The following is a 22,481-nucleotide window of genomic DNA, read 5'->3' as shown; positions in this document are numbered from 1 at the left end:
AACGAGGAACAAGAAGTTTCCCACACGACAATAGGAATCACCCTCATTACCATCCTTTTCCAAAACATTACTCTTTGCGCGCTTTCAGCTAAACGACTATCGACAGGAGTCGAATTCGATGCGCGCTTACACGCAAAAACAGCAGCAGTTGCTCTCACACTGGAGCGAAGCCCTTGGCACCGAGGCATTCCAGTCTCATCGCATCACCGTCGATCATTTGAGCAACGCGCTTGAACCCGCCGCACAGCGCTGCTTCCAGCGCCTGATCCAGGCGCTGTTTCGCGAAAACCTGATCCCCGCCGATATTTGCACCTACGACAAAAGTGACCGCTGCTGGTTGTCTGTCGGGGATGACGCGCACCTTTGCTTCGATCACCTGTCTGGCGGAAGAATGGACAGTTGGGACTTGCGTGGCAGCATCGTCCTCCACGCCTCCGGCAAGATGCCACACAAAATTCAGTTGCCCAGCGAGCTGCTCGCTCATCTGAGCACCCACTTCTCCCCCGCCGCCTCTGCGGAAGTGCTCGAACGCCTGGCCCAAGAGCTGGATGACAGCTTCCGCAATGACACCTTGTGCCTGGCGTTTCATCACGGATGGACCGAGCGTTTGAGAGAGCAAATCGACACCGAGCACGATGACAATCTGCTTGCGTGGCTCAAAGCCGATACGGTCCCCTGGAATCCAACGTTGTTGCTCGAACAATGGGGCACGCTTGGCCATCCCTGGCATCCGAACTACAAGACCAAACGGGGCTTGAGCGCCACGCAGGTCATCGCGTTCTCCCCAGAATTCGAGGCGAGTTTTCCGATTGTACTTTGCGCCTTGCACCGCCAATTCGCCCACGTCGAAACGATTGCCGGCACCCCCGACTATCTGGACTGGTGGCGAGCCCATTTCCCTCAAGCAGCCGAACAACTGCAGCAGTATCTGGAACAACTCGGTCTGGATGTCTCTGACTACATCCCGCTTCCCTCACATCCCTGGCAGGCCAATGAGGAACTGCCTCAATCGTTCGCAGAAGAACTCGCTGACCACCGATTGATAATCACGGACATCGTTGCGTTCACTGCCCATCCGACCATGTCCTTCCGAACGGTAATACCCCAGACCGCTCGAACAGCGCCCATGGTCAAACTGCCGGTGTCATTGCGACTGACCAGTGTGCAGCGTACCGTGTCACCGCGTTCGGCCAGGATGGGACCGCGCATCAGCCAACTGCTTCTAAAAATTCTGGATCGAGAGCCCGGTATTCAGCGTCTGCTGAACATCCTCCCGGAACGCATCGGCGTTCACTACGCCCCCCAACCGACCGATGACGAACGCTCCCGGCATGTCGCGGTGCTTTTTCGCGACAACCCGCTGACCCTTGTTAAAAACGGTGAATTAGTTGTCCCGGTCGGCAGCCTGTTCGCCGTCAATGAATTCGGACAACCATTGCTGCGCGACTGGGTACGGCTGGCTCAGCGCCGTGACGACAGCGAAGCCATGCTGGCGTTCTTCGAGGATTACCTGACGATTACCGTACCGAGCCTGGTGGGTATGTACTTGATGTACGGCGTGGCGTTCGAAGCTCACCAGCAGAACAGCTTCATGGTGATGAGTGCTGACGGGCAGTTGAATCGACTGCTGCTGCGCGACTTTGGCGATATTCGCATCCATCGAAAAACGCTGCACGGGAAGGACCTCGATATCCGGTTGCATGACCCGGCAATGACCCTCTACGACGACCCCGGATTCGTTCGCGACAAACTTCTTCACACCACATTCATGTGCCACTTCGGTGAGCTGACATTGCTCTGCGCGCGACACTGGGATGTGCCTGAAAGCATCCTTTGGGATCGGATGGCGACCCACATAGCGCAATGCTTCGATGCCTTGCGCGAGCACGTCGAGCCGGAACGTTGGGAGACCGAGCGCCGCGCCTTGCTGGAACAGGACTGGCCAGCCAAATCGTTCATGCGTATGCGTTTGCTCGACTGTCACACCGATGTCGTCGGGCGCTTGAGTAATCCGTTGCGCTCAAGCACACATGCGCGCTGACGGGCGCGCGTTGCGCCTGTTGATCATCATCCAGTTCGTTTCCATGGGCGCCATGGAAATGAGCGGCCCGTTCTGGCCCTTGCAGATCCAGCATCTTCTCAAGCCTGAGGGCGCCGGCTACACCTCATTACTATCGGCGCTGGTCTACGCAGGTCCAATGCTTGCAGCCATGATCGTGACGCCTCTATGGGGTCGATTGGGCGATCGCACCGGGCATAAACCGATGCTCGTTCGAGCGTTGCTGGCACTCGCGATTTGCCAAGGATTGGCGGCCATCATCCTCGACCCATGGTTACTGGTCGGTATTCGCGTGATGCAAGGCGCGCTGGCTGGATTTCTCGCAGCCGCCCAAGCCTACGCGCTTGCCTGCTGCGACAACAAGCGGCGCGGTCATACCCTGGCTCGCTTGCAATCAGCGACCGCCGTCGGCTCGTTGATCGGCCCGATTCTGGGCGGTTGGTTGATGGACATCTTAGGGTTTGCCCTCCTCTGTTATGGCGCGGCGCTGATCTGTCTGGCGTGTGCGTTGGGAAGCTTCTTCCTGCCCCCCGATAAAGCGCGGAGAGCGAACAACCCGCCTGCTGCGCCGGTGTCCCTGCCCAAAGGCTGGCTAGGTGGAATGTTGCTGATCATCGTACTGATTCAAGCCGCAAAGATGATTCCGCAACCGTTTTACGCCTTGTACGTCGACAACATTTTGCAGGCACCAAACTGGCTGATCGGGGCCACTTACGCAGCAAGTGCCGCCACCCTGGCCCTCTCCGCACCAGTATGGGGACGCCTTTTCGACCGTTGGAAAACGACTCACACCTTGCGCGTTATTGAAGGCGTGGCCTGGTTATGCGCCTTGACGCTTGCCGCGACAGCGCTGGCCAACGAATGGCTTGGGTTTCTCGTCAGTCGACTGGTCTGGGGCATCTGGCAAGGAGCGCTGCTTCCCGTCGCCTATGCACTGATCGCCAATACCATCCCCTCAAACCTTCAGGGATATGCCCTGGGCCTCGGCAATAGCGCCGCCAAAGCTGGCGCTCTGCTCGGCGTTGTTGTCGGTGGTGCCGGCATGGGGCTGATAGGCCTCGCCCACAGTTTCTGGCTGGTGGCGCTGACCTACGTGCTGGCCGCTCTCGGGATCCGCTGGATACGTCACCGCAACACCGGCCCCCTTGGCCTGATCCGCTCACATTTACCACAACAAAAAAAGACACTGCCATGACCCAATACAAACTTTCCTATCTGATTCCCCTGCTCGGCGCCTTCAGCCCCGCTCTATCGGCTGATGAGACTGAACAGCAGCCCGGCACCCTGGATATTCAAGCCACTGTCGTTTCCGCGACGCGCAATGAAGCGAGCATCGCCTCGATTCCCGGGTCGGTCCAAGTCATCGACGAACAGCAAGTTCGCGAACAGAGCGGCGCGGGTCGGCGAGTCTCCGACATCCTCGGGCAACTGGTCCCTGGTCTTGCGCCATCCAGTGGGGGGATGAGCAACTTTGGCCAGACGTTGCGCGGGCGCAACATGCTGGTGCTGATAGATGGCGTGTCTCAGAACGCCACACGAGACAATTTCCGACAGCTGAACAGCATTGCGCCAGCCAGCATAGAACGCATCGAAGTCATTTCCGGCGCCAGCAGCGTCTACGGTGCCGGAGCTTCAGGCGGCATTATCAACATCATTACCAAGCGAAATCAGGGACAGGATTTCGCGTACAGCACCAGGTTGGGCCTGACCAGCGGCAACCATTTCAACGGCAAAGGTTTCGCCTATGAAATCTTTCAGAGTGCAACCGGACGTCAGGAAGCGTTGGACTGGTACGTCTCCGCAGACCTGACCCAACGCAACGATCAATACGACGGCAATGGCAAGCGCATTCCTCAGGACACCTCTCAAGGCAGCAACATGGACACCGGGACCTATGACCTGCAAGGTCGATTCGGTTTCGAACTGGATGCCGACAAAAAGCTCAGCCTGTCGCTGCAAGACTATAAGGACCAGCAGGACACCCACTACACCAAAGACCCGAAAAACCGGAAGCAAGCAGTAGCGGTCAAAGGGCTGAAACTCGGCGATCAGCCCTACACGCATAATCAGGCCGTCAACCTTAACTACTCAGACAAGGACTTCTACAACCAGAGCCTGCAGCTGGAAAGTTACTGGCGCCGGGCTGACGCTCTGTTTTTCCCGGACCTGGCGCGAGGCAAAGCGGGCATCGCTGACAACAACAGCGTGCAGGATGTCTACGGTCTGCGTGCGGCCATTGATACGCCTTTGCCGGCAATCGGCAGCGCCACGGGCAGTCTGGTCTGGGGCGCCGACTACGATCACGAGCGCTCCCGCCAACGCGGTGATCAGTACACGCTCAATGGTCTGGCCTACACCAAGACCGGCACGACCTACGAAATGGGCCCGGATATCAAAACAACTACCAAGGCGCTGTTCGGACAGATGTCCTGGGACATTGGTGACTGGACCTTACGCGGCGGGTTGCGCCGCGAGTGGATTGAAAGCGAAGTCTTCGACAGTATTGCCTACGGTCAGATCGTTCAGACTGGTACACGTGCAACGTTACCTGGCGACACTCTTGAATACGACGCCACGCTGTACAACCTGGGGACGGTTTACCACCTGAGCGAAAACCAGGACGTCTTCGTCAATTACAGTCAGGGGTTTTCGCTGCCGGACATCCAGCGCTTCTTGCGGGATGTAAAAAGTACTTTCGACATCCAGAGCCTCAATGCTCAAGCGATCAAAGTCGACAGTTACGAACTGGGCTGGCGCGGCAACTGGGACCAATGGCTGGCCGACATCACTGCGTATGAAAACACCTCCGGCGTAACCCAGTTCTACGATGCCAATGATCGCGTATTACGTCTGATCAATCAGAAAGAGCGAATTCGCGGTATCGAAAGCAGCCTGACTTATCGTGCGACCGATCAATGGTCGTTGGGTGGCACGTACGCTTGGGCCAAAGGAGAGACAGAGCACAAAGGCAAATGGGCGGACCTTCCGGCTACCCGTATCTCACCTGCCAAAACCACGCTGTTTGTTGGCTATACCAAGGATGACTACACCCTGCGTCTGCAAGGCATGCATCTGTCCAGTTACGATGCCGCCGCCAAGGACAACAACGGGCGCGAGATACACGGCTATACGCTGGTGGACCTGCTTGGTTCGATGCAGTTGCCGGTCGGTCGTCTGGAAGGTGGTGCGTACAATCTGACTGACCGCACTTACCAGAACCTCTTCACGCAAGCCAATGCCCGAGTGCCCTACGCGAACGCGCAAGGCAGGACGTTAAGCATGAGTTACTCAATCGATTGGTAAAAAAAGAGCCGGTTAGCCGGCATCTGCTTTTTTACAACCCACGCACATCCCGATCTTCGATCGGCCGGCTCTGGCGCAAGCGCTTGCCGCCCAGCACCACCCAGTCGATCAGGCGGAACAGGCATTCAATCCCGAAAGACAGCAACAACGCGCCGCTCATGCCCCAGATCATTGCTTCCGGCGTCAGCAGGATCTGGTAGCTGTAGCCGTTCCAGGTTTCCTTGCGAATATCCGGGTCGGCAGCCAGCGCCACCTGCAGGAAACGGATGTACCACGGGCCTTGCATGGCCTGGAACTGTTTATCGAGGGCCAACTGACGGGTGAGCAGGTTGCTCAGGCTGTCGGCATCGCTGCGAAAGATCGGGTCTTCGCTGGCGCGGTAATGGGCGACCAAGGCCTGCATGTCGCCCTTGAAGAACTGATTGGCAGTTCCCTGAAAACCACTCAAGCCGGTCTGTGCCTCAATCAGATGCGCTTCGACCCGCTTGGCATAATCGTTGATGAACCCCGGCACCTGGACACCGATCAACAAGCCTGCTGCAAACAACACCAGCCGTAGATAACTGAGCAACATGAGGGGAAATCCTTATTCGGTCTTGCCCTGGCTGACGCATTCACCGCGTCGCCAGAGGCTCCATTGGCCCGGTTCGTAGCGGGTCCAGGTTTCGTTTTCGGTCAAGGGTTCAGTGGCGATCACCGTGACCACGTCGTTGGGCGTGGTTTCGGCCTGGAAATCGACGATCACATCGACATCCTTCAAGCGCGCCGGGCCGAATGGCGCTCGACGGGTAATCTGCGCCAGTTTGGTCGAGCAATAGCAGAACAGCCAGTCGCCATCGCTGAGCAGGCAGTTGAACACGCCTTTGCCGCGGTATTCGGCGCAGGCGGCCACCAGGTCCGGCAATAGCACTTCGATATCGACCGGCTCCGGGAACGCTGCCCGCACCCGGTTGAGCAAATCGCAGAAGGCCGCTTCGCTGTCGGTATCGCCGACGGGACGGTAGAAGCTGGTGGTCGGTTGAAAGTCCGCGAGCTGGCCGTTGTGGGCGAAACACCAGTTACGCCCCCACAGCTCGCGCACGAACGGATGGGTGTTGGACAGGCAGACCTTGCCGACGTTGGCCTGACGGATATGCCCGATCACCACTTCGCTCTTGATCGGATAGCGCTGCACCAGGTTCGCGACTTCCGACTCGCTGCTCGCCGCCGGGTCCTGGAACAGTCGCAGGCCGCGGCCTTCATAAAAAGCGATGCCCCAACCGTCACGGTGCGGACCGGTCCGGCCGCCGCGCTGCATCAGCCCGGTGAAGCTGAACACAATATCGGTCGGGACATTGGCGCTCATGCCCAATAACTCACACATGCTCGGACTCTCGCTTCAAGGCAGGGGCAACGTTACAAACGCGGTTCGACCCGCATGCGCTGGGGATTGCTCGGAACCGGTGGACGGCCGTAACGATCGTCGCCGGCGCCGCCGAAAGGTTGATCGTCTTCAGGTTCGTCGGCCCGGACCGCAGCCTTGGCGGCGGCCGCCCGCTCCTTGCGAGCGTTCGAGGCGCGTTCGATGGGGAAACGGATCGCCACGAACACCAGGTAAATGCCGAAGGCGATCATGCCGTACATGAACAAATCGGAAACCGCCCGCCAGGCGTTGTTGCCGACTTTGAACAGCAAATCAAGGGCCGTAATGGCGATGGCCGGGGCGACCTTTTCCTTCACCGGATCAATGATGGTGGGGCTGAACAGCAACACGGCAACCAACAACCGCAGCGGCTCACGCAACCAGCGCCACATCCAGCGGGTCATGCGCATCCACACCAACAGGCAGCCCAAAGCGGCAAAGGCGTAGAGGCCCCAAGCGATCAGATAGTCGTTCTCGGTCATGGTGTCCATGGCAAGGCAGGCAAAGAGGCGCTTATAGTAACGACTTTTCGCACGTCAGGCTTGCCCCAAGCGCAATCCATGTGGGAGCGAGCCTGCTCGCGAAAGCGCTGGGTCAGTCAATATTGATGTTGAATATGCTGACCTCTTCGCGAGCAGGCCGGCTCCCACAGGTTGCGAAGCCCCCTATTCAGTACATTGTTTGAGAGCCATTCATGCCCGTATCCGCCAACATCACCAGCGCCCCGATTGCCCACAAGGCTGAAGGTTCTGACCCGTATGCCTGGCTGCAGGAACGCGACACCGACGCGGTGCTCGATTACCTCAAGGCTGAAAACAGCTATCAAGAGGCACAAACCGCCGATCAGGCCGGGCTGCGTGAAACCCTGTTCGAAGAGATCAAGGGCCGGATTCTCGAAACCGACCTGTCACTGCCCTCCCCTTGGGGGCCGTACCTGTATTACACGCGCACCACGGCGGGTGACGAATACGCCCGTCACTACCGCTGCCCGCGCCCGGCCGATGACAGCCTGCAGCTGGACGAAAGTCAGGAACAACTGCTGCTGGACCCGAACGAACTGGCCAACGGCGGCTTCTTTTCCCTGGGCGCGTTCAGCATCAGCCCGGACCACCAGCGCCTGGCCTACAGCATCGACTCCAGCGGCGAAGAGATTTACACGCTGTTCGTGAAGGAATTGTCCGGCGGCCGGGTCAGCGAACTGGAATTCCAGGACTGCGACGGCAGCATGACCTGGGCCAACGACAGCCTGACACTGTTCTTCGGCGAACTGGACGACACCCATCGCCCGCACAAACTGTTCCGCTATCGACTGGACGGCACGGCGGCCGAAGAAGTCTTCCATGAACCGGACGGCCGCTTCTTCATGCATTGCTACCGGTCAAGTTCGGAGCAGCAATTGCTGCTGTCCCTGGGTAGCAAAACCACCAGCGAAGTCTGGGTCCTGGACGCGTTCCAGCCGCAACAGGCCTTTACCTGCGTGGCGCCACGGGTTGAAGACCATGAGTATGACGTCGACCACGGTGCGCTCGACGGCGCTTGGACCTGGTTCATTCGCACCAACCGCGACGGCATCAACTTTGCCCTGTACACGGCCGTCGATACCGGTGTTGCGCCGACCGAAGCCGACTGGCAAAACCTGATCCCTCACAGCGACACAACAATGATCGAGGGCATGAGCCTCAACGCCGGGGCCATGACCCTAAGCCTGCGGGTCGGCGGCTTGCCGGTGATTGAAGTCCACCCGCAAGAGCTGCCGAGCTACCGCGTGCAACTGCCGGACGCGGCTTACAGCCTGCACGTGCAGAACAGCCTGGAATTCGTCAGCGACAGGATCCGTCTACGCTATGAAGCGTTGAACCGCCCGGCGCAAGTCCGTCAGCTGGTACTGACCACCGGCGAGCAGAAAGTGCTCAAGGAAACGCCGGTGCTCGGCCCGTTCGACGCCGATGCCTACGTCAGCCAACGCCTGTGGGCAACAGCACCGGACGGTACGAAAGTGCCGATCAGCCTCGTGGTCAAACGCGAAGCCCTCGGTAAGCCGACGCCGCTTTATCTGTACGGCTATGGCGCCTATGGCGAAAGCCTCGACCCGTGGTTCTCCCATGCCCGCTTGAGCCTGCTGGATCGTGGCGTCGCGTTTGCCATCGCTCACGTACGTGGCGGCGGGGAACTGGGCGAAGCCTGGTACCGCGCCGGCAAACAGGAGCACAAGCACAACACCTTCAGCGACTTCATCGCCTGCGCCGAACACCTGATCGACAACGGCTTCACCACCTCACCGCAATTGGCGATCAGCGGTGGCAGTGCCGGTGGTCTGCTGATCGGCGCAGTGCTCAACATGCGGCCGGAATTGTTCGGCGCAGCGATTGCCGAAGTGCCGTTCGTCGACGTATTGAACACCATGCTCGACCCGGATCTGCCATTGACCGTCACCGAATACGACGAGTGGGGCAACCCTGAAGAACCGGACGTCTATGATCGGATCAAGGCCTACGCCCCGTACGAAAACGTCACCGCGCAAGCCTATCCGGCCACCCTGGTGATCGCCGGCTACAACGACAGCCGTGTGCAGTACTGGGAAGCAGCGAAGTGGGTGGCCAAATTACGCGCGACCAAAACCGACAACAATCCGCTGCTGCTCAAGACCGAATTGGGCGCCGGGCATGGCGGGATGAGCGGTCGGTATCAGGGATTGCGTGACGTAGCACTCGAATACGCATTTGTTTTCAAGGTTTTGGGCATTGCCTGAGGAACTTGGCCCGGCGTCCCGGTCTTAACAACAGTACGCCGGACCCGAGGCCATACAACTCCACTGTGGGAGCGAGACCGGCTTGCCGGCGATGAGGCCACAACATTCAATATTGATGTTGAATGTGCCGCCGCTCTCGCGAGCAGGCTCGCTCCCACAAGGATTGAGGGCATCCAGAAGAACCGGAACCAGACACAAGAAAAAGACCGGACGACATGTCAGAACCGACCTTACTGAACAACGAAATTCGCGACTGGCTGATGGATTGCGGCCTGTTCGATCAACTGCTGCCGGCAGACTTCGCCGCCGCTTCGGGCTATTTCAGCATCAGCACAGTGGCCGAAGGCGAAGAGATCTTCCACGAAGGCGATGCCGGCAGCTTCATGTGCATCATCCACACCGGCCAGGTGGCGGTGCAGAAAACCAACAGCGACGGGCAGCGGGTGACCATGGCCACCTTGCGCAGCGGTCGGGCGTTCGGAGAAATGGCCGTACTCGACGGCGAGCGACGTTCGGCCAGTTGCGTGGCGGCGAGCAACTGCCAGTTGCTCAACCTGGGCAAGGACTCACTGGAAAAGATGCTCAACGACGCGCCAAAAATCGCTGCCAAGATCATCCGCGCCCTCGCCGTCTCCCTGTCCAAACGCTTGCGCATGGCCGATGGGCAACTGCTCTCGCAGCAGGTTTAACCGCCCGGCGATTTGATCTTCGTGCTGTTCTGCTCAAGGCCCGGCAAGGTCTGGTCCTTGGGCGGGTTGGGCATTTCGATCGGCGGCAACAGCGGCGGCCCGCCACTGCCGGGCCCGGCCTTGGGCACGGCCGCCGGGGTGATCTGTGGATAAGGCGTCGGCGTCGCGGTTCCGGGCGAGCCGGGCAGCGGCGCGGGGCTGGTGGGAATGGTTTGTTGTTCCTGGGCCTGCACTGCAGTTATCGAGAGCGCGGCCAGGGCAATGACCGTTAGAATGGTGCGCTTCATCAATGGCTCCGTTGGCCTTGTGGTCTTTTGCAGGCTACTCCCAACTGCGTCTGTTTGCCTTCCCCTTGCTGCCAATTTCTTCTCACTGAGAGTCCCATGAAACGTTTCGTTCTGCTCGACACCGCCCCCATCCCTGAAAACGGCGGTGCCCTGTGCCTGTTCGAATACGGTGAGGATTTCGTCATCAAGATCCAGGGCGGTGACGGCGGGCAGTTGATGAACACTCGCATGCACGGCTCCGAAGATGCCCTGGCCGAGATCCCGTGCCGCAAGGTCGCCGGCCGGCCGAATTCGCGGGTGTTGATCGGAGGCCTGGGCATGGGCTTCACCCTCGCCTCGGCCCTCAAGCATTTAGGCAAGACCGCTGAAGTGGTGGTCGCCGAACTGGTGCCCGGCGTGGTTGAGTGGAATCGCGGGCCGCTGGGGGAGAAATCCGGCAACCCGTTGCTCGATAAGCGCACCGTGATTCGCATGGAGGACGTGGCGAACGTCCTGCAAGCCGAGCCGCAAGGTTTCGACGCCATCATGCTCGACGTCGACAACGGCCCCGAAGGCCTGACCCAGAAAGCCAACAGCTGGCTCTACTCTGCCGGCGGCCTGAGCGCCTGCGCCAAGGCCCTGCGGCCCAAGGGCGTGCTGGCGGTCTGGTCCGCGAGCGCCGACCGGCAGTTTTCCGACAAACTGAAGAAGGCCGGTTTCAAGGCCGAGGAAGTGCAAGTCTTCGCCCACGGCAACAAGGGCACCCGCCACACCATCTGGATTGCCGAGAAGCTCAAGGGCTGAGCTAAACTTCGCTTAATACCGTCATTAGTCTTTTACAAAGGTGAACCCATGAGTTCGTCAACGCCTCCGACCAACACTTCAAAGTTGGACCGCATCCTCGCCGACAATCAGCGCGACAAGGAAATGGGTTACCGCGACAAGGCCCTGAAGATGTACCCGCACGTGTGCGGCCGCTGTGCCCGTGAATTCTCCGGCAAGCGCCTGAGCGAACTGACCGTGCACCACCGCGACCACAACCACGACAACAACCCTCAGGACGGCTCGAACTGGGAATTGTTGTGCCTGTATTGCCATGACAACGAACACTCGCGGTATACCGATCAGCAGTATTTCGGCGAAGGCTCGCTGAGCTCGCCGAAGATTGCCAAGGCGACGCACAACCCGTTTGCCGCGTTGGCCGGCTTGATGAAGAAAGACGAGTAGTATCTTCAGCGCCTGGCTTGACGCCATCGCGAGCAGGCTCGCTCCCACAGGGGATCTGGATGAACACAGCATTTGTGAACACCCGAAATCTACTGTGGGAGCGAGCCTGCTCGCGAAAGCTATCGACCAGACACCACCAATCTCAAACTGACCACCCCTCCCCCAATCCCCGTATAATCGCGCTTTTTCCCCGAAGGCACCCCGCTCGTGGCAGACAAACGGTACAGCTGCATTGGTTTGTATAACCCCAAATCACCGGAAAACGTCGGCTCGGTCATGCGCGCCGCCGGCTGCTATGGCGTGGCGTCCGTGTTCTATACCGGCAAACGCTATGACCGCGCCGCCGACTTCGTGACCGACACCAAGCGCGTCCACTACGACATCCCGTTGATCGGTATCGAAGACCTGAAGAAAATCCTGCCCCTGGGCTGCGTGCCGGTCGCCGTGGAACTGGTCGAGGGTGCTCGCTCCCTGCCGGAATACACCCACCCGGATCGCGCGCTGTACATCTTCGGCCCGGAAGACGGCTCGCTGGATAAAGAGATTCGCGACTGGTGCGAGGACGTGGTCTACATCCCGACCACCGGCTGCATGAACCTCGCGGCCACTGTCAACGTCGTGCTCTACGACCGCATGGCCAAGGGCCTCAACACCCGCTCGGGGCCGAAATTCCGCTGAACACCGCACATCCGATGGAACAAGCCGCCCGCTTCGGCAGTCAGCTTAATTATCTATTCCTGAAGCAGCCATTCCAGCCTGGAGACAGATCATGAGCGAACTCAAACGCGTAGAGCGCATCGAATCCACCCCGTTCCAGACCCATCCCGAGCAGAACGTTCAGGGCTGGGAGCGCATCGGCTCCCTGGCCGGGGGCGTGGTGATGGTGGGTAAAGGCCTGCGTCGCGGCGGTGTGTTCGGGTTGATTCAAGTGGCAATCGGCGGCGTGGCACTGGCTCGTGGTATTACCGGGCACAGTTCGGCCAAGAGCCTGCTGGAAAAAAGCCGCCGGGACATGAGTAACGTGCGGGCGAAGATTGAGCGTGCCGGGGAAGAGTTGAGTCGGTTGAAGGCTAATGCCGAGGCGGCGACCAAGACTGCTACCGTGACCGGCAATGACGCCTTGAAGTCGCCAAAAGCCGGGGTTTGATCCGGAAGATGCGTCGAGGCTCAGGGCCTCTTCGCGAGCAGGCTCGCTCCCACATTAGGCCGGTGTCTTACACAAGACCAATGTGGGAGCGAGCCTGCTCGCGATGGCGGTGTTACTGAAGCAACTCGGTATCGAGGACCCTGGAAGACTCACCGAGGATGCTTTCTGCGAGTTGAATAAACTCCTGGGTATCAACACTCCCCAGATGCATCGCCCCGCGCAACACATCATCCAGCGAACGCTTGTTGCGGGTCTTCAAGCGAATCTCGCGATCCAGTTCCTGTAGCAACACCACCGCTTTGGCCACTTGCGCCGGGCTGACCTGCTCACCACGCAAAGTGGTGACTTTCTGGCTGTCCTTGAGCAACTTCTTGTGCAAACCGTCATACCGTTCATCACTCATGCCACCGGCACGGCGCACCAGTTCGATGGCGTAATACTCGGCAAAGCCTTCGCTGATCCAGTCGCTGCGCTGCTGGTCGTTGATCCGCCCGAACACTTGGGCCAATTCGCGCACCAACGCACTGGTGCCGCTTTCGCTGACCAGCGGCAGACGCGTGTTGAGGTAGATCGATTCGCGCGCCGCCAGGCTGCCGCGCCACATCGGGTCGTTGGCACCGACGATCAACAGTTTGGTGGGATGACGCGGGAACACCGCTTGCACTTGCGGCCAGACAAACGTCAGCAGCGTCAGCACATCCATGCGGCGCATGCCCTGGCCTTGGGGCGAGGCGACAGTGACTTCGGTTTCCCCAAGCCTGGTGCGTCGGCTACCGAGGTGGCCGGCGAGCATCCAGCCAGTGGGCCGGTCGAACAGTCGGGAAACGTTATCGATGCGGAACTTGTTCTTGCCGATTCGCGGCCAGGCGGTCTCGACGCTTTTCCAGCCGGTGGGCAATTCGAATTCAAGGCGTGAAACCAGCTCGATGCCATCCTGCTGATCGAGTTTGGCCGCCGGTACCAGATCGTCGCCACGCATCAGCGCCCAGGTTGGCGTCATGCGCGTGTCGAAGCTGCCGCTCTTGCGGCCATGGCTGATGCGCACGCGGTAGGTCAGGCTGGCCTTGTCGGCGGCCGGACGCCAGACACCACGGGCCGGCTTGCCCGGTGTGAGCTGCCATTGGCCATCAGCCTTGAAGTCGCTGTAGTGGCTGCCATCACCGAGGTCGAAATCCAGACTGCGTACCGCCGAACCCTGGGCCAGGGTCAACCGCACTTCAGCCTGATCGCTTTGCGGCAACAGGCGCACGTGGTAGTCCAGATCGACCTTCTTCGCCGCCCACACGGACGAACTCAGGGCCAACAGCCCGACGGCCAACGCCAGCCGCAATCCCACAGCCATACACACTCCTAGTGTGGCGAGCGAGCTTGCTCGCGCTGGGCTGCTTAGCAGCCCCAAATTCTTGTAATCACTTCCGATTTTGTGAGTGCTACACACTTAAGCGGGAGCAAGCTCCCTCGCCACATGAAAATAGCAATGGGCATCAACCCGCCCGAAAAATCAGATGGTCTTCCCAATCCTCTTCGGCCACGCTGCCTTCGGCGAGCATGCGCCCGGATTGTGAAATTCGCTCGTGATGCACCGCATCGCGATCACCGCACACCAGGTGATGCCAGAGCGGCAGGTCCTTGCCCTCACTGACCAATCGATACCCACAGGTCGGTGGCAACCATTTGAACTCGTCGGCCTTGCCCGGTGTGAGCTGGATGCAATCGGGCACGAATTCACGACGATTCGGATAATCGGTGCACTGACAGGTTTTCAGGTCCAGCAGTTTGCAGGCGATGCGTGTGTAATAGACGCTGTTGTCGTCTTCATCTTCGAGCTTTTGCAGGCAGCACAGGCCACAGCCGTCGCACAGCGATTCCCATTCCTCTTGATCAAGTTGATCGAGGGTTTTGCGTATCCAGAACGATTCGACTTTGGCGGCCATGGCTCAAGCATCAACATCAAGGTGGTGAAAAGGCCGCCAGTCTAGTGCCAAGGCCCTTGTGGGCCAAGCATTGGCGACTGCCGGTAGAACGGGCTTGTCAGTTATTGCGCCGCCAAGTAGCTTTGCCAATCGCAAGGAGCCAGACCTGCGTGCCATTAACGCTCAACCGCGTCGCATTCAGGTGGACTGCCCAGGCTCTCGAAAAACCTCATCGCTCAGCTCAACTGCGCCCGCAGGTTTCAGACGACCCTTACTTTCAAACGTAGCAAGGAATCTCTTGATGAGTGCCAATCCCCGCGTTGCCGATTACGCCATCCACCCTCAGTTCACCGATCGCTGGTCGCCCCGCGCCTTCACCGGCGAAACCATTCCCGTCGAGACCCTGCTGAGCTTCTTCGAAGCTGCTCGCTGGGCGCCATCGGCCTACAACTCGCAGCCTTGGCGGTTTCTCTACGCGCGTCGCGACACGCCGAACTGGGAGCGTTACCTCGGCCTGCTGAACGAGTTCAACCGCAGCTGGGCGCAACACGCTTCAGCGCTGGTGATCGTGGTATCGAAAACCACTTTCGCGGTGCCTGGCGCCACTGAAGAAACCCCGGCCCTGTGGCATACCTTCGACACCGGTTCCGCCTGGGGCCATCTGGCGTTGCAAGCGAGCATCAGCGGCTGGCACACCCATGGAATGGCCGGTTTCGATCAGGAGCTGACCCGCAAGGAGCTGAACATTCCAGAAGGCTACGCGCTGCATGCGGCCGTGGCGATCGGCAAACTGGGCGATAAATCGACGCTGGCGGATTACCTGCAAGCGCGTGAAGAGCCAAGCCCGCGTCGTCCGCTGAGCGAGTTGGCGGCTGAAGGCGATTTCACCCTCTAAAATCAAAAGATCGCAGCCTGCGGCAGCTCCTACAGGTGTACACATATCCTTGTAGGAGCTGCCGCAGGCTGCGATCTTTTTGCTTGCGCCTCAATAGCCGCGATTGAAATCCACTTCCCCGCGCAACGCCTCACCCGCTTGATACGCCCGAAGGTTCTCGACAAACAGGTTCACCATCATCGTTGGCGAAGTCGGTGCCGAGCTGTGACCGGTCAACAGCAAGCCCCAGGCCGTCCAGAATGGATGACGTTGCGGTAGCGGCTCCTGACGGCAGACGTCAATCACCGCGCCGGCCAGATGCCCTTCCTTCAAGGCCTCCACCAGATCCGCATCGACCACTGCCACGCCGCGTCCGACGTTGATGAACAAGCCGGTCGGCTTGAACTGCTTGAACAGCGCCGCGTCGTACAGGTCGTGGGTTGTCGGCGTGTTCGGCAGCAGATTGATCACGTAATCCACTTCACCGACCAGACGTGGCAAATCGGCCATCGCCCCGACTTCGACAAACGGCGCCTGCTCGCGAGCTTCGCTGGCAATGCCATACAACTCGACGCCAAACGGCAGCAAAAACTGCGCGACGGTCTGGCCGATGTCTCCAGTGCCGACGATCAGCACCTTGCGCCCCGCCAGGCTCTGCCCCTGACGACTGTCCCACTTGCGCTCGACCTGGCTGACCAGCCGCGGCAGCACTTCGCGCTCGTGGCCAAGCATGTAGGTCAATACGTATTCGGCCATGACCTGACCGAAAATTCCCACCGCGCGGGTCAGGCGATAGTGGCGTGGCAAGCCGTCGGCCAGCAGCGGCGTGATGCCGGCCCAAGTCGATTGCAGGCATTGCGGCTCGTGGCCCTGACGCAGCAGGGTGGCCAGCAAATCCGGCTGGCCAAGCCAGATCGGACAATCGGCGGCCTGACGGGCCAGTTCGGCGGAGTCACCGCTGGTCAGCACTTCCAGATCGGGCGCTGCCTGACGCAGCAGTTGGGCGTACACAGGGTGGTCGTGTTCAGCAATCAGAACGCGCATGGTTCAAACCTTTCAAAAACAGTGCAGACGGCCGCCGACGGAGTATCGCTCCATCGTCCTGGCCATCGCCAAAATCATTCCAGTGTTTCATAAAGGCCCTGAACAGAGCCTGTCTGCCGATCACATCGGGTCGTTGCGTCGCAGCAATTCTTCCGGCAAGTGTTCGATGTATTCGTCTTCGGCCGGCGGCATTTGCAGGTGGTAGCCCTGCTTCTCGAGGTTTTCCAGCACCACGGTGATGTCCTCGCGCGACAGTTTGCGCTCGGGAGTCAGCACCAGATCGAACGCGTGGTGAGGTTTGCCGAAGGCGGCCATCAGACTTTCCGGAACGCGCTCCAGTGCATCGCTTTTGAGCACGTAGAGGTACATCTCGTTTTTCTTCAGGCTTCGATAGATGGAGCAAATACGTTTCAAGGCTGTTCTCCGGCGGTGGCCAGGCTGTCGAGCAGCACCTGGCCCATCAATTCGCGACGCCAGCCACGCAGCGAATCAGGCAATTGGTAAGGACCCTTGGGGAAGCCGCTCTTGAGCAGCGCTTCCAGGGTTTTCTTGCGTAGCATCAGCTCTGGCGCGATGTTCAGGCGCTCGGCTTCGGCCTGGCCGATCGCCCGCAGCTGTTTGACCAGCGCGGCGGCATCCACCGGCAACGGCTCCGGCACGGCAGGCGGCCATTGATCTGGCGACACACTGCCAGAGCGCTTGATCAGATCAAGCAGAAATTCGCCGTCCTGACGCACGGTACGCGGGTGCATGTCTTCGATTTTCGCCAACGCGCCGAGGTTGTCCGGTTGCGTGCGCGCCAGCGGCCACAGGGAATGCTCACGAATGATGCGGTTGCGCGGCAGATCACGGGCACGGGCCTCGCGCTCACGCCAGGCGCAGAGTTCACGCAACACAGCGAGTTGGGCGCGGGACAGCTTCCAGGCCAGTTTGGCTTCGCGGTAAACCTCGTACGGATCCACTTCGCGGCGCAGGTTGGCCACCAGTTCCGCGCCGTCTTCCAGGACCCAGGCGTACTTGTCGTCAGAAAGCTTCGGACGAAGCTGTACGAAAACTTCCGCCAAGTGCAAGGCATCTTCAGCGGCGTAGCTGATCTGAGTGTCGGACAGCGGGCGTTGCAGCCAGTCGGACCGGGTTTCGCCCTTGGGCAGGTCGATGCCGAGCACCTCTTGCACCAACCGCGAATAACCCATGGAAAAACCCAGGTTCAGGTAAGCGGCGGCCAGTTGGGTGTCGAACAGCGGCGCCGGCAGACTGCCGGTCAGGCGCAACAGGACTTCGAGGTCTTCGCTGCACGCATGGACGACTTTGACCACGGCCGGGTTTTCCAGCAACGCGGCCAGGGGCTGCCAGTTGTCGATGGTCAGCGGGTCAATCAGGTAAGCGCGTACGCCATCGCCGATCTGCAGCAGGCCTGCGATCGGATAGAAGGTGTCGACCCGCATGAATTCGGTGTCGAGGGCAACGAATGGCAGCTGCTGCCACTCGGCGCAAAACTGACCGAGGCTATCGTTGTCGCGAATCCAGTGAATATCGATGGCCACACGGCTCTCCCTTGAAGAATGGCGCGCAGTATATATCGCCCCCGGCGATTTCCGCGCATTCACTGAACAAGAGCTTTAGCGAAAACACTGGCCAGATAGCAAGAATTGTCTGACAGAGGGAGGTTATCTGGCCTTACGCAGCACGTAGACCCGCATTCGCGCGCAACCGGGCAAGAAGTCCTGATGACTGAGCAAGCGGAAACCCGCTTGTTTGAATTCGGCTTCCACCTCGGCCTTATTGGCCAGCTGCCGGGCGTGAACGCCTGCCGCATCCGGGCGCCGGCGCTTGAAATGAGCATCGACCCGGACCGCCACAATCACCGTATCGCGACTGACCCGATGGAACTCGCCGAGCATGGCCGACCGATGCTCGGGGCTGGCGATGTGTTGAAACAGTTGCATGCAAAAAATGCAGTCAACCGCATTCGCCGACAACCCGATGGTGAACGCCGAACTCTGAAAGGTCTTGACCCTTTTCAGCAGATTTTGCGGGTGATGGGTTCGGGCGTGATCGAGCATGTCCTGCGACGGATCGGCCGCCAGGATCACCCGGTTCGCATGTTCGGCCAGTACCGGCCAGAAGCGCCCGGCCCCGCAGGCAACGTCAAGGATCAGCCCCGGCTCGCCAGCCACCTTGAGCGCAGTGCGCACCAGTTGCTCGTCACGCCAGAACGCCAGGCGTCCGGCCAAGCCACGCGGACGCAGCGCAAGACAGATGCGGGCGTGTTCCTGGTCGTAGCGCCGGGCGAGCTCAAGCTCAATGGCGGATGGGGGCTGAGCGGACATGTGGGATGACTCTTTCAGAAAAATCTACCGGGCGCAGGTTAGCGGTCCAAACGTGAAAAAAAGGTCGTAGTACTCACTCTTTCGCCAACACACCGTCGATCACCGCACCGCGGCAGCCGGCAAACATATCCAGATCCGGGTTGTAGACCTTGCTGTTGACCTCCAGCAGCCCGAGCATCGAATGAAACAGGTTGTCTTGACTCAAGGGCTTTTCACGGCTCAGTTGCAGGCAATGGGTGTCCACCGAGTACGACTTTTGATAGCTGTCGGAGAACCAGGCCAACATCGCAACATGCTTCTGTTGATCCGGCGCCAGCATGTAAGGCGTACCGTGGAGGAACAGGTTGTATTCGCCCAGGGACTCGCCATGGTCCGACAGGTACAGCATCGCGGTATCGACTTTGTCCTGGTTGCTGCGCAACAGGTCGATCAGGGTCGACAGCACGTAGTCGGTATACACCAGGGTGTTGTCGTAACCATTGACGATACTTTCGCGGCTGCAATTGTTCAGCGCGTTACTTTCACAAACCGGGGTGAAGTGTTCGAACGCTTTCGGGTAGCGCTTGAAGTACTCCGGACCGTGACTGCCCATCTGGTGCAGCACCAGCACGGTGTCTTTATCGAGGGTGTCGATGAAATGCTGTAAACCTTGCAGGAGAATTTCATCGCGGCATTCGCTGTTGGCGCAGAGCACCGGGTCCTTCAGGTTGCTGACATCGTCGAGGGTGACACGGTCGCAAGTGCCTTTGCAGCCCGACTGGTTATCGCGCCAGATAACGTCCAGCCCCGCATGTTTGAGCACGTCCAGCAGGCCTTCTTCATTCTTTGCCTTGCTCGGGTTGTAGTCTTTGCGACCCATGTTGGAAAACATGCATGGCACCGACACCGCCGTTTCGGTCCCGCAGGAATGCACGTCGGTGAAAGCGATCAGGCCGGCCTCTTTTTCCAGTCTTGGGGTGGTGTCTCGGTTGTAACCGAGGACGCCGAAGTTCTCCGCCCGGGCGCTTTCACCCACCACCAGCACCGTCAGGGATTTGCGAGCGTGAGTTTGCCCGGTCGGGTTTCTCTCCGCGTCCTCACCGATTTTGACGAAGGGCTGTCGAGCGGAAACGACTTGCTCTCGCAGATAACCGAACGAGGCCCCCATGTAGTTACTCGGGACCACCATCAGGCGCAATTCATGGTGATTGCGAAACAACGAAGACAGACCTTGATAGTTAACCAGTGCGACGCCACCGAGCACCGCGACCGATGCAATACTTACCAGCAGCTTACTTAATAACTCGCGGTGCCAGCGACGGTAATTAACAGGCGTCACCCACAACAACCACGAAGGTAAAATACCAAGCAGTACGATATAAACAAGCAACTTTATTGAGAGTAATCCTCGCACTTCCGTGACATTGGTTTCGGCGAAGTTGCGTAACATGCCAGCGTCAATCAATACACCGTATTGGCTCATGAAGTACGCCACGCCCGCACTGACCATAAAGATCAGGGTCAAGACGGGTTTCATCACGGGCCGGAACGCCAACAGGGTCAGCACAATGTTGAAGGCTGCCAGTATCATCACCCCGAAAGCCGCTCGCATGACCATGCCTTTAACGTCGGACGCGGTGATTTCAAACAGGTGTTGCCAGAGAACTAAATTGAAGCCCGTTAATAGAAAGGCGCTGGCAATCAGTGTCACCCACTCGGGGCGCACGGCTTTAATCTTCAACATGATAATCGGCTGTTCCTGAAAAGAAGTGCCTTCGATAAATGTGAAAATTTCATTCACCGAGACAGCACTAACTTTAGGCAGCCAACCATCAATTTTTTGTGAAAAAGAAGCCAACGATTAGTTGGCTTCGTGCTCTAGACCAGAACTTTAAACATATTTGAGAATGGTTCAGATTCTGTTCAGGCTTGATTCAAATACCAGCGCCAGTCCTGCTCACCGACCTCGCCCATGAACTGCCGATATTCGGCGCGCTTCACCGCCAGGTAGACGCCAAGAAACTCACTGCCGAACGCCTCCCGCGCCCAGCTCGAACCTTCCAGCGCCCGCAACGTGGTCAGCCAGTCGGTTGGCAACAATTCCGTGGCCTGGGCATAACCGTTGCCCTCCACTGGCGTACCTGGGTCGAGTTGTTCGCGAATACCGCGATGGATACCGGCCAGGATCGCCGCAGCCGCCAGATACGGGTTGGCGTCGGCGCCACAAATACGGTGTTCGATATGCCGGGAGAACGCCGGGCCGCCGGGCACACGCAAACTGACGGTGCGATTGTCCACGCCCCAGGTGGCGGCCAGCGGCGCGTAACTGTTGGTCTGGAAACGACGGTAGGAGTTGGCGTTCGGACAGAACAGCAGCAACGAGTCGAGCAAGGTACTGAGCATGCCGCCAACCGCTTGCTTGAGCAGCGGCGTGCCGTCCGGAGCTTCGCTGGCGAACAGGTTGTTGCCATCCTTGTCCGCCAGGCTGACGTGCATGTGCATGCCGGTACCCGCCAGGTCATCGAAAGGCTTGGCCATGAAGCACGCGGTCATCCCGTGTTTGTGCGCCACGCCCTTGACCAGCCGCTTGTAGCGCACCGCTTCGTCCATCGCCTGCAAGGCGTCGGTGCGGTGTTCAAGGGTGATTTCCACTTGCCCCGGCGCGTATTCGGAAATGGCCGTACGCGCCGGAATGCCCTGGAGTTTACAGGCGCTGTAGAGGTCGGCCAGGAACGGTTCGATCTGCTCCAGTTCACGCAAACCGTAGACCTGAGTTCCACGCGGGCGCCCGCCATCGACATCCCGCGCAGGTTGCGGCCGACCGTTGCTGTCGCGCTGTTGATCCAGCAGGTAGAACTCCAGTTCCGCCGCCATGACCGGGTAATAACCATCGGCCTGCAAACCCTCGACGACTTTCGCCAGCAGATGCCGTGGATCGGCAATGGTCGCGGGCATGCCTTCCCGGGGGTGCATGCTGACCTGCACCGCCGCCGTAGGAATCAACCGCCACGGCATGCGCGTCAAACTGCCGCTGAGCGGGTAAGCCCGGCAATCGATATCGCCCACGTCCCAGACCAGCCCGGAGTTTTCCACGTCATCGCCGTTGATGGTCAAGCCGAGAATGGTGCTCGGCAATGGCCGTCCGCTTTCGTATACCGCCAACAGTTCATCGCGATGCAACAACTTGCCCCGAGGTACGCCGTTGTTGTCGAGGATGAACAACTCGAACATCTCGATATCCGGGTTCTGCTCAAGAAAAGTCAGGGCTTCTTGCTTCGTGGCGAAGGAGGTTGTGGCACAACTCATGGGAATTCTCTTATTTCCGCGTCAGGCAAACGCACAGGCGCCGCCGCTTTGATCCCGGCAAACAGCGCAGGACCTGTAGGAACAATCAACGGGAAAGGCAGGAATCCGGCGGGCGCGCGTGACGGCAATGCCACAGCGCCCAGAAGGCAAGTTCGGAAGGAAGTGCGACTGGACAACCGTCCATAGAGAAGAC

22 protein-coding genes are annotated in these 22,481 nt (G+C 59.4%); 10 read left to right on the top strand and 12 right to left on the bottom strand.

Annotated elements, in window-relative coordinates; genetic code table 11:
* Positions 1-118 precede the first annotated feature (118 nt).
* From ACYZUD_RS31435 to ACYZUD_RS31425, 3 genes are read left to right on the top strand one after another with little or no spacing between them, the layout of a single operon-like run.
* On the top strand, positions 119-2,041 hold the full coding sequence (locus ACYZUD_RS31435) for an IucA/IucC family protein (RefSeq protein WP_462021678.1): 1,923 nt from the start codon (positions 119-121) through the stop codon (positions 2,039-2,041).
* Positions 2,031-3,254, top strand: a complete 1,224-nt coding sequence (locus ACYZUD_RS31430; protein WP_462021677.1) for an MFS transporter — start codon at positions 2,031-2,033, stop codon at positions 3,252-3,254. The genes ACYZUD_RS31435 and ACYZUD_RS31430 overlap by 11 nt, the downstream gene beginning before the upstream one ends.
* The gene (locus ACYZUD_RS31425) at positions 3,251-5,362 is read left to right on the top strand and encodes a TonB-dependent receptor (protein ID WP_462021676.1); all 2,112 of its coding nucleotides are present in this window, start codon (positions 3,251-3,253) and stop codon (positions 5,360-5,362) included. Before ACYZUD_RS31430 ends, ACYZUD_RS31425 begins: the two co-directional genes overlap by 4 nt.
* A gap of 31 nt (positions 5,363-5,393) precedes the next feature.
* Here ACYZUD_RS31425 and ACYZUD_RS31420 read toward each other — a convergent pair whose 3' ends face one another.
* Genes ACYZUD_RS31420 through ACYZUD_RS31410 form a run of 3 tightly spaced genes read right to left on the bottom strand, consistent with a single transcriptional unit; the run spans position 5,394 to position 7,255 of the window.
* Positions 5,394-5,936 carry a DUF2937 family protein gene (locus tag ACYZUD_RS31420; protein ID WP_462021675.1) on the bottom strand — a complete coding sequence of 181 codons (543 nt, stop codon included), beginning with the start codon at positions 5,934-5,936 and terminating at the stop codon, positions 5,394-5,396.
* 12 nt (positions 5,937-5,948) lie between these two features.
* Positions 5,949-6,725, bottom strand: a complete 777-nt coding sequence (locus ACYZUD_RS31415; protein WP_462021674.1) for a class II glutamine amidotransferase — start codon at positions 6,723-6,725, stop codon at positions 5,949-5,951.
* Positions 6,726-6,757: 32 nt separating this feature from the next.
* Positions 6,758-7,255: an MFS transporter gene (locus ACYZUD_RS31410; RefSeq protein WP_462021673.1), complete on the bottom strand. Its 498-nt coding sequence runs from the start codon at positions 7,253-7,255 to the stop codon at positions 6,758-6,760.
* Positions 7,256-7,458: 203 nt separating this feature from the next.
* Here ACYZUD_RS31410 and ACYZUD_RS31405 point away from each other — a divergent pair, with 203 nt between their 5' ends.
* Both ACYZUD_RS31405 and ACYZUD_RS31400 read left to right on the top strand, forming a co-directional pair.
* Positions 7,459-9,513 carry a S9 family peptidase gene (locus ACYZUD_RS31405; protein WP_462021672.1) on the top strand — a complete coding sequence of 685 codons (2,055 nt, stop codon included), beginning with the start codon at positions 7,459-7,461 and terminating at the stop codon, positions 9,511-9,513.
* 215 nt (positions 9,514-9,728) lie between these two features.
* A complete protein-coding gene (locus ACYZUD_RS31400) occupies positions 9,729-10,202 on the top strand; it encodes a cyclic nucleotide-binding domain-containing protein (RefSeq protein ID WP_084323263.1) in 474 nt (157 codons plus the stop codon).
* Here ACYZUD_RS31400 and ACYZUD_RS31395 read toward each other — a convergent pair.
* On the bottom strand, positions 10,199-10,489 hold the full coding sequence (locus ACYZUD_RS31395) for a hypothetical protein (RefSeq protein ID WP_462021671.1): 291 nt from the start codon (positions 10,487-10,489) through the stop codon (positions 10,199-10,201). The two genes, ACYZUD_RS31400 and ACYZUD_RS31395, sit on opposite strands and share 4 nt — an antisense overlap.
* Positions 10,490-10,585: 96 nt before the next feature.
* Between ACYZUD_RS31395 and ACYZUD_RS31390 the strand changes: the two genes are divergently transcribed.
* From ACYZUD_RS31390 to ACYZUD_RS31375, 4 genes are all read left to right on the top strand, one after another.
* Positions 10,586-11,272: a spermidine synthase gene (locus ACYZUD_RS31390; RefSeq protein WP_462021670.1), complete on the top strand. Its 687-nt coding sequence runs from the start codon at positions 10,586-10,588 to the stop codon at positions 11,270-11,272.
* Between the two features lie 48 nt (positions 11,273-11,320).
* Positions 11,321-11,695 (top strand): YajD family HNH nuclease, encoded by a 375-nt coding sequence (locus ACYZUD_RS31385; protein ID WP_056742523.1) that lies wholly within the window; start codon positions 11,321-11,323, stop codon positions 11,693-11,695.
* Between the two features lie 207 nt (positions 11,696-11,902).
* Entirely contained in the window at positions 11,903-12,373 is a 471-nt protein-coding gene (locus tag ACYZUD_RS31380) for an RNA methyltransferase (protein ID WP_462021668.1), read from the top strand.
* 91 nt (positions 12,374-12,464) lie between these two features.
* Positions 12,465-12,842, top strand: a complete 378-nt coding sequence (locus ACYZUD_RS31375) for a YgaP family membrane protein (protein WP_462021667.1) — start codon at positions 12,465-12,467, stop codon at positions 12,840-12,842.
* A 112-nt stretch (positions 12,843-12,954) separates the two neighbouring features.
* On the opposite strand, the gene ACYZUD_RS31370 is transcribed toward ACYZUD_RS31375, so the two are convergent.
* Positions 12,955-14,184 (bottom strand): hypothetical protein, encoded by a 1,230-nt coding sequence (locus ACYZUD_RS31370; protein WP_462021666.1) that lies wholly within the window; start codon positions 14,182-14,184, stop codon positions 12,955-12,957.
* 142 nt (positions 14,185-14,326) lie between these two features.
* Positions 14,327-14,776 carry a YcgN family cysteine cluster protein gene (locus ACYZUD_RS31365; RefSeq protein WP_462021665.1) on the bottom strand — a complete coding sequence of 150 codons (450 nt, stop codon included), beginning with the start codon at positions 14,774-14,776 and terminating at the stop codon, positions 14,327-14,329.
* Between the two features lie 280 nt (positions 14,777-15,056).
* Between ACYZUD_RS31365 and ACYZUD_RS31360 the strand changes: the two genes are divergently transcribed.
* Positions 15,057-15,650: a nitroreductase family protein gene (locus ACYZUD_RS31360; protein ID WP_462021664.1), complete on the top strand. Its 594-nt coding sequence runs from the start codon at positions 15,057-15,059 to the stop codon at positions 15,648-15,650.
* A gap of 90 nt (positions 15,651-15,740) precedes the next feature.
* On the opposite strand, the gene ACYZUD_RS31355 is transcribed toward ACYZUD_RS31360, so the two are convergent.
* From ACYZUD_RS31355 to ACYZUD_RS31330, 6 genes are all read right to left on the bottom strand, one after another.
* Positions 15,741-16,673: a D-2-hydroxyacid dehydrogenase gene (locus ACYZUD_RS31355; RefSeq protein ID WP_462021662.1), complete on the bottom strand. Its 933-nt coding sequence runs from the start codon at positions 16,671-16,673 to the stop codon at positions 15,741-15,743.
* A 120-nt stretch (positions 16,674-16,793) separates the two neighbouring features.
* Positions 16,794-17,087 carry a YcgL domain-containing protein gene (locus tag ACYZUD_RS31350; protein ID WP_007898694.1) on the bottom strand — a complete coding sequence of 98 codons (294 nt, stop codon included), beginning with the start codon at positions 17,085-17,087 and terminating at the stop codon, positions 16,794-16,796.
* Positions 17,084-18,217, bottom strand: coding sequence for a ribonuclease D (rnd, locus tag ACYZUD_RS31345; RefSeq protein WP_462021661.1), 1,134 nt, complete (start codon positions 18,215-18,217; stop codon positions 17,084-17,086). The genes ACYZUD_RS31350 and rnd overlap by 4 nt, the downstream gene beginning before the upstream one ends.
* A gap of 123 nt (positions 18,218-18,340) precedes the next feature.
* Entirely contained in the window at positions 18,341-19,003 is a 663-nt protein-coding gene (locus ACYZUD_RS31340; protein ID WP_462021660.1) for a class I SAM-dependent methyltransferase, read from the bottom strand.
* A 73-nt stretch (positions 19,004-19,076) separates the two neighbouring features.
* A complete protein-coding gene (locus tag ACYZUD_RS31335) occupies positions 19,077-20,726 on the bottom strand; it encodes a phosphoethanolamine transferase (RefSeq protein WP_462021659.1) in 1,650 nt (549 codons plus the stop codon).
* A gap of 179 nt (positions 20,727-20,905) precedes the next feature.
* Positions 20,906-22,288, bottom strand: coding sequence for a glutamine synthetase family protein (locus ACYZUD_RS31330; protein ID WP_462021658.1), 1,383 nt, complete (start codon positions 22,286-22,288; stop codon positions 20,906-20,908).
* Positions 22,289-22,481: the final 193 nt, after the last annotated feature.

The organism is Pseudomonas sp. XS1P51, assembly GCF_054897845.1.
Note: the sequence above shows the minus strand (reverse complement) of the source record. Positions and strands in the feature narration are given on the sequence as shown.

Excerpts from the sequence above, each read along its gene's own strand:
- ACYZUD_RS31435 (WP_462021678.1), top strand. The coding sequence starts at position 119 with ATGCGCGCTTACACGCAAAAACAGCAGCAGTTGCTCTCACACTGGAGC.
- ACYZUD_RS31430 (WP_462021677.1), top strand. The coding sequence starts at position 2,031 with ATGCGCGCTGACGGGCGCGCGTTGCGCCTGTTGATCATCATCCAGTTC.
- ACYZUD_RS31425 (WP_462021676.1), top strand. The coding sequence starts at position 3,251 with ATGACCCAATACAAACTTTCCTATCTGATTCCCCTGCTCGGCGCCTTC.
- ACYZUD_RS31420 (WP_462021675.1), bottom strand. The coding sequence starts at position 5,936 with ATGTTGCTCAGTTATCTACGGCTGGTGTTGTTTGCAGCAGGCTTGTTG.
- ACYZUD_RS31415 (WP_462021674.1), bottom strand. The coding sequence starts at position 6,725 with ATGTGTGAGTTATTGGGCATGAGCGCCAATGTCCCGACCGATATTGTG.
- ACYZUD_RS31410 (WP_462021673.1), bottom strand. The coding sequence starts at position 7,255 with ATGGACACCATGACCGAGAACGACTATCTGATCGCTTGGGGCCTCTAC.
- ACYZUD_RS31405 (WP_462021672.1), top strand. The coding sequence starts at position 7,459 with ATGCCCGTATCCGCCAACATCACCAGCGCCCCGATTGCCCACAAGGCT.
- ACYZUD_RS31400 (WP_084323263.1), top strand. The coding sequence starts at position 9,729 with ATGTCAGAACCGACCTTACTGAACAACGAAATTCGCGACTGGCTGATG.
- ACYZUD_RS31395 (WP_462021671.1), bottom strand. The coding sequence starts at position 10,489 with ATGAAGCGCACCATTCTAACGGTCATTGCCCTGGCCGCGCTCTCGATA.
- ACYZUD_RS31390 (WP_462021670.1), top strand. The coding sequence starts at position 10,586 with ATGAAACGTTTCGTTCTGCTCGACACCGCCCCCATCCCTGAAAACGGC.
- ACYZUD_RS31385 (WP_056742523.1), top strand. The coding sequence starts at position 11,321 with ATGAGTTCGTCAACGCCTCCGACCAACACTTCAAAGTTGGACCGCATC.
- ACYZUD_RS31375 (WP_462021667.1), top strand. The coding sequence starts at position 12,465 with ATGAGCGAACTCAAACGCGTAGAGCGCATCGAATCCACCCCGTTCCAG.
- ACYZUD_RS31370 (WP_462021666.1), bottom strand. The coding sequence starts at position 14,184 with ATGGCTGTGGGATTGCGGCTGGCGTTGGCCGTCGGGCTGTTGGCCCTG.
- ACYZUD_RS31365 (WP_462021665.1), bottom strand. The coding sequence starts at position 14,776 with ATGGCCGCCAAAGTCGAATCGTTCTGGATACGCAAAACCCTCGATCAA.
- ACYZUD_RS31360 (WP_462021664.1), top strand. The coding sequence starts at position 15,057 with ATGAGTGCCAATCCCCGCGTTGCCGATTACGCCATCCACCCTCAGTTC.
- ACYZUD_RS31355 (WP_462021662.1), bottom strand. The coding sequence starts at position 16,673 with ATGCGCGTTCTGATTGCTGAACACGACCACCCTGTGTACGCCCAACTG.
- ACYZUD_RS31340 (WP_462021660.1), bottom strand. The coding sequence starts at position 19,003 with ATGTCCGCTCAGCCCCCATCCGCCATTGAGCTTGAGCTCGCCCGGCGC.
- ACYZUD_RS31335 (WP_462021659.1), bottom strand. The coding sequence starts at position 20,726 with ATGTTGAAGATTAAAGCCGTGCGCCCCGAGTGGGTGACACTGATTGCC.
- ACYZUD_RS31330 (WP_462021658.1), bottom strand. The coding sequence starts at position 22,288 with ATGAGTTGTGCCACAACCTCCTTCGCCACGAAGCAAGAAGCCCTGACT.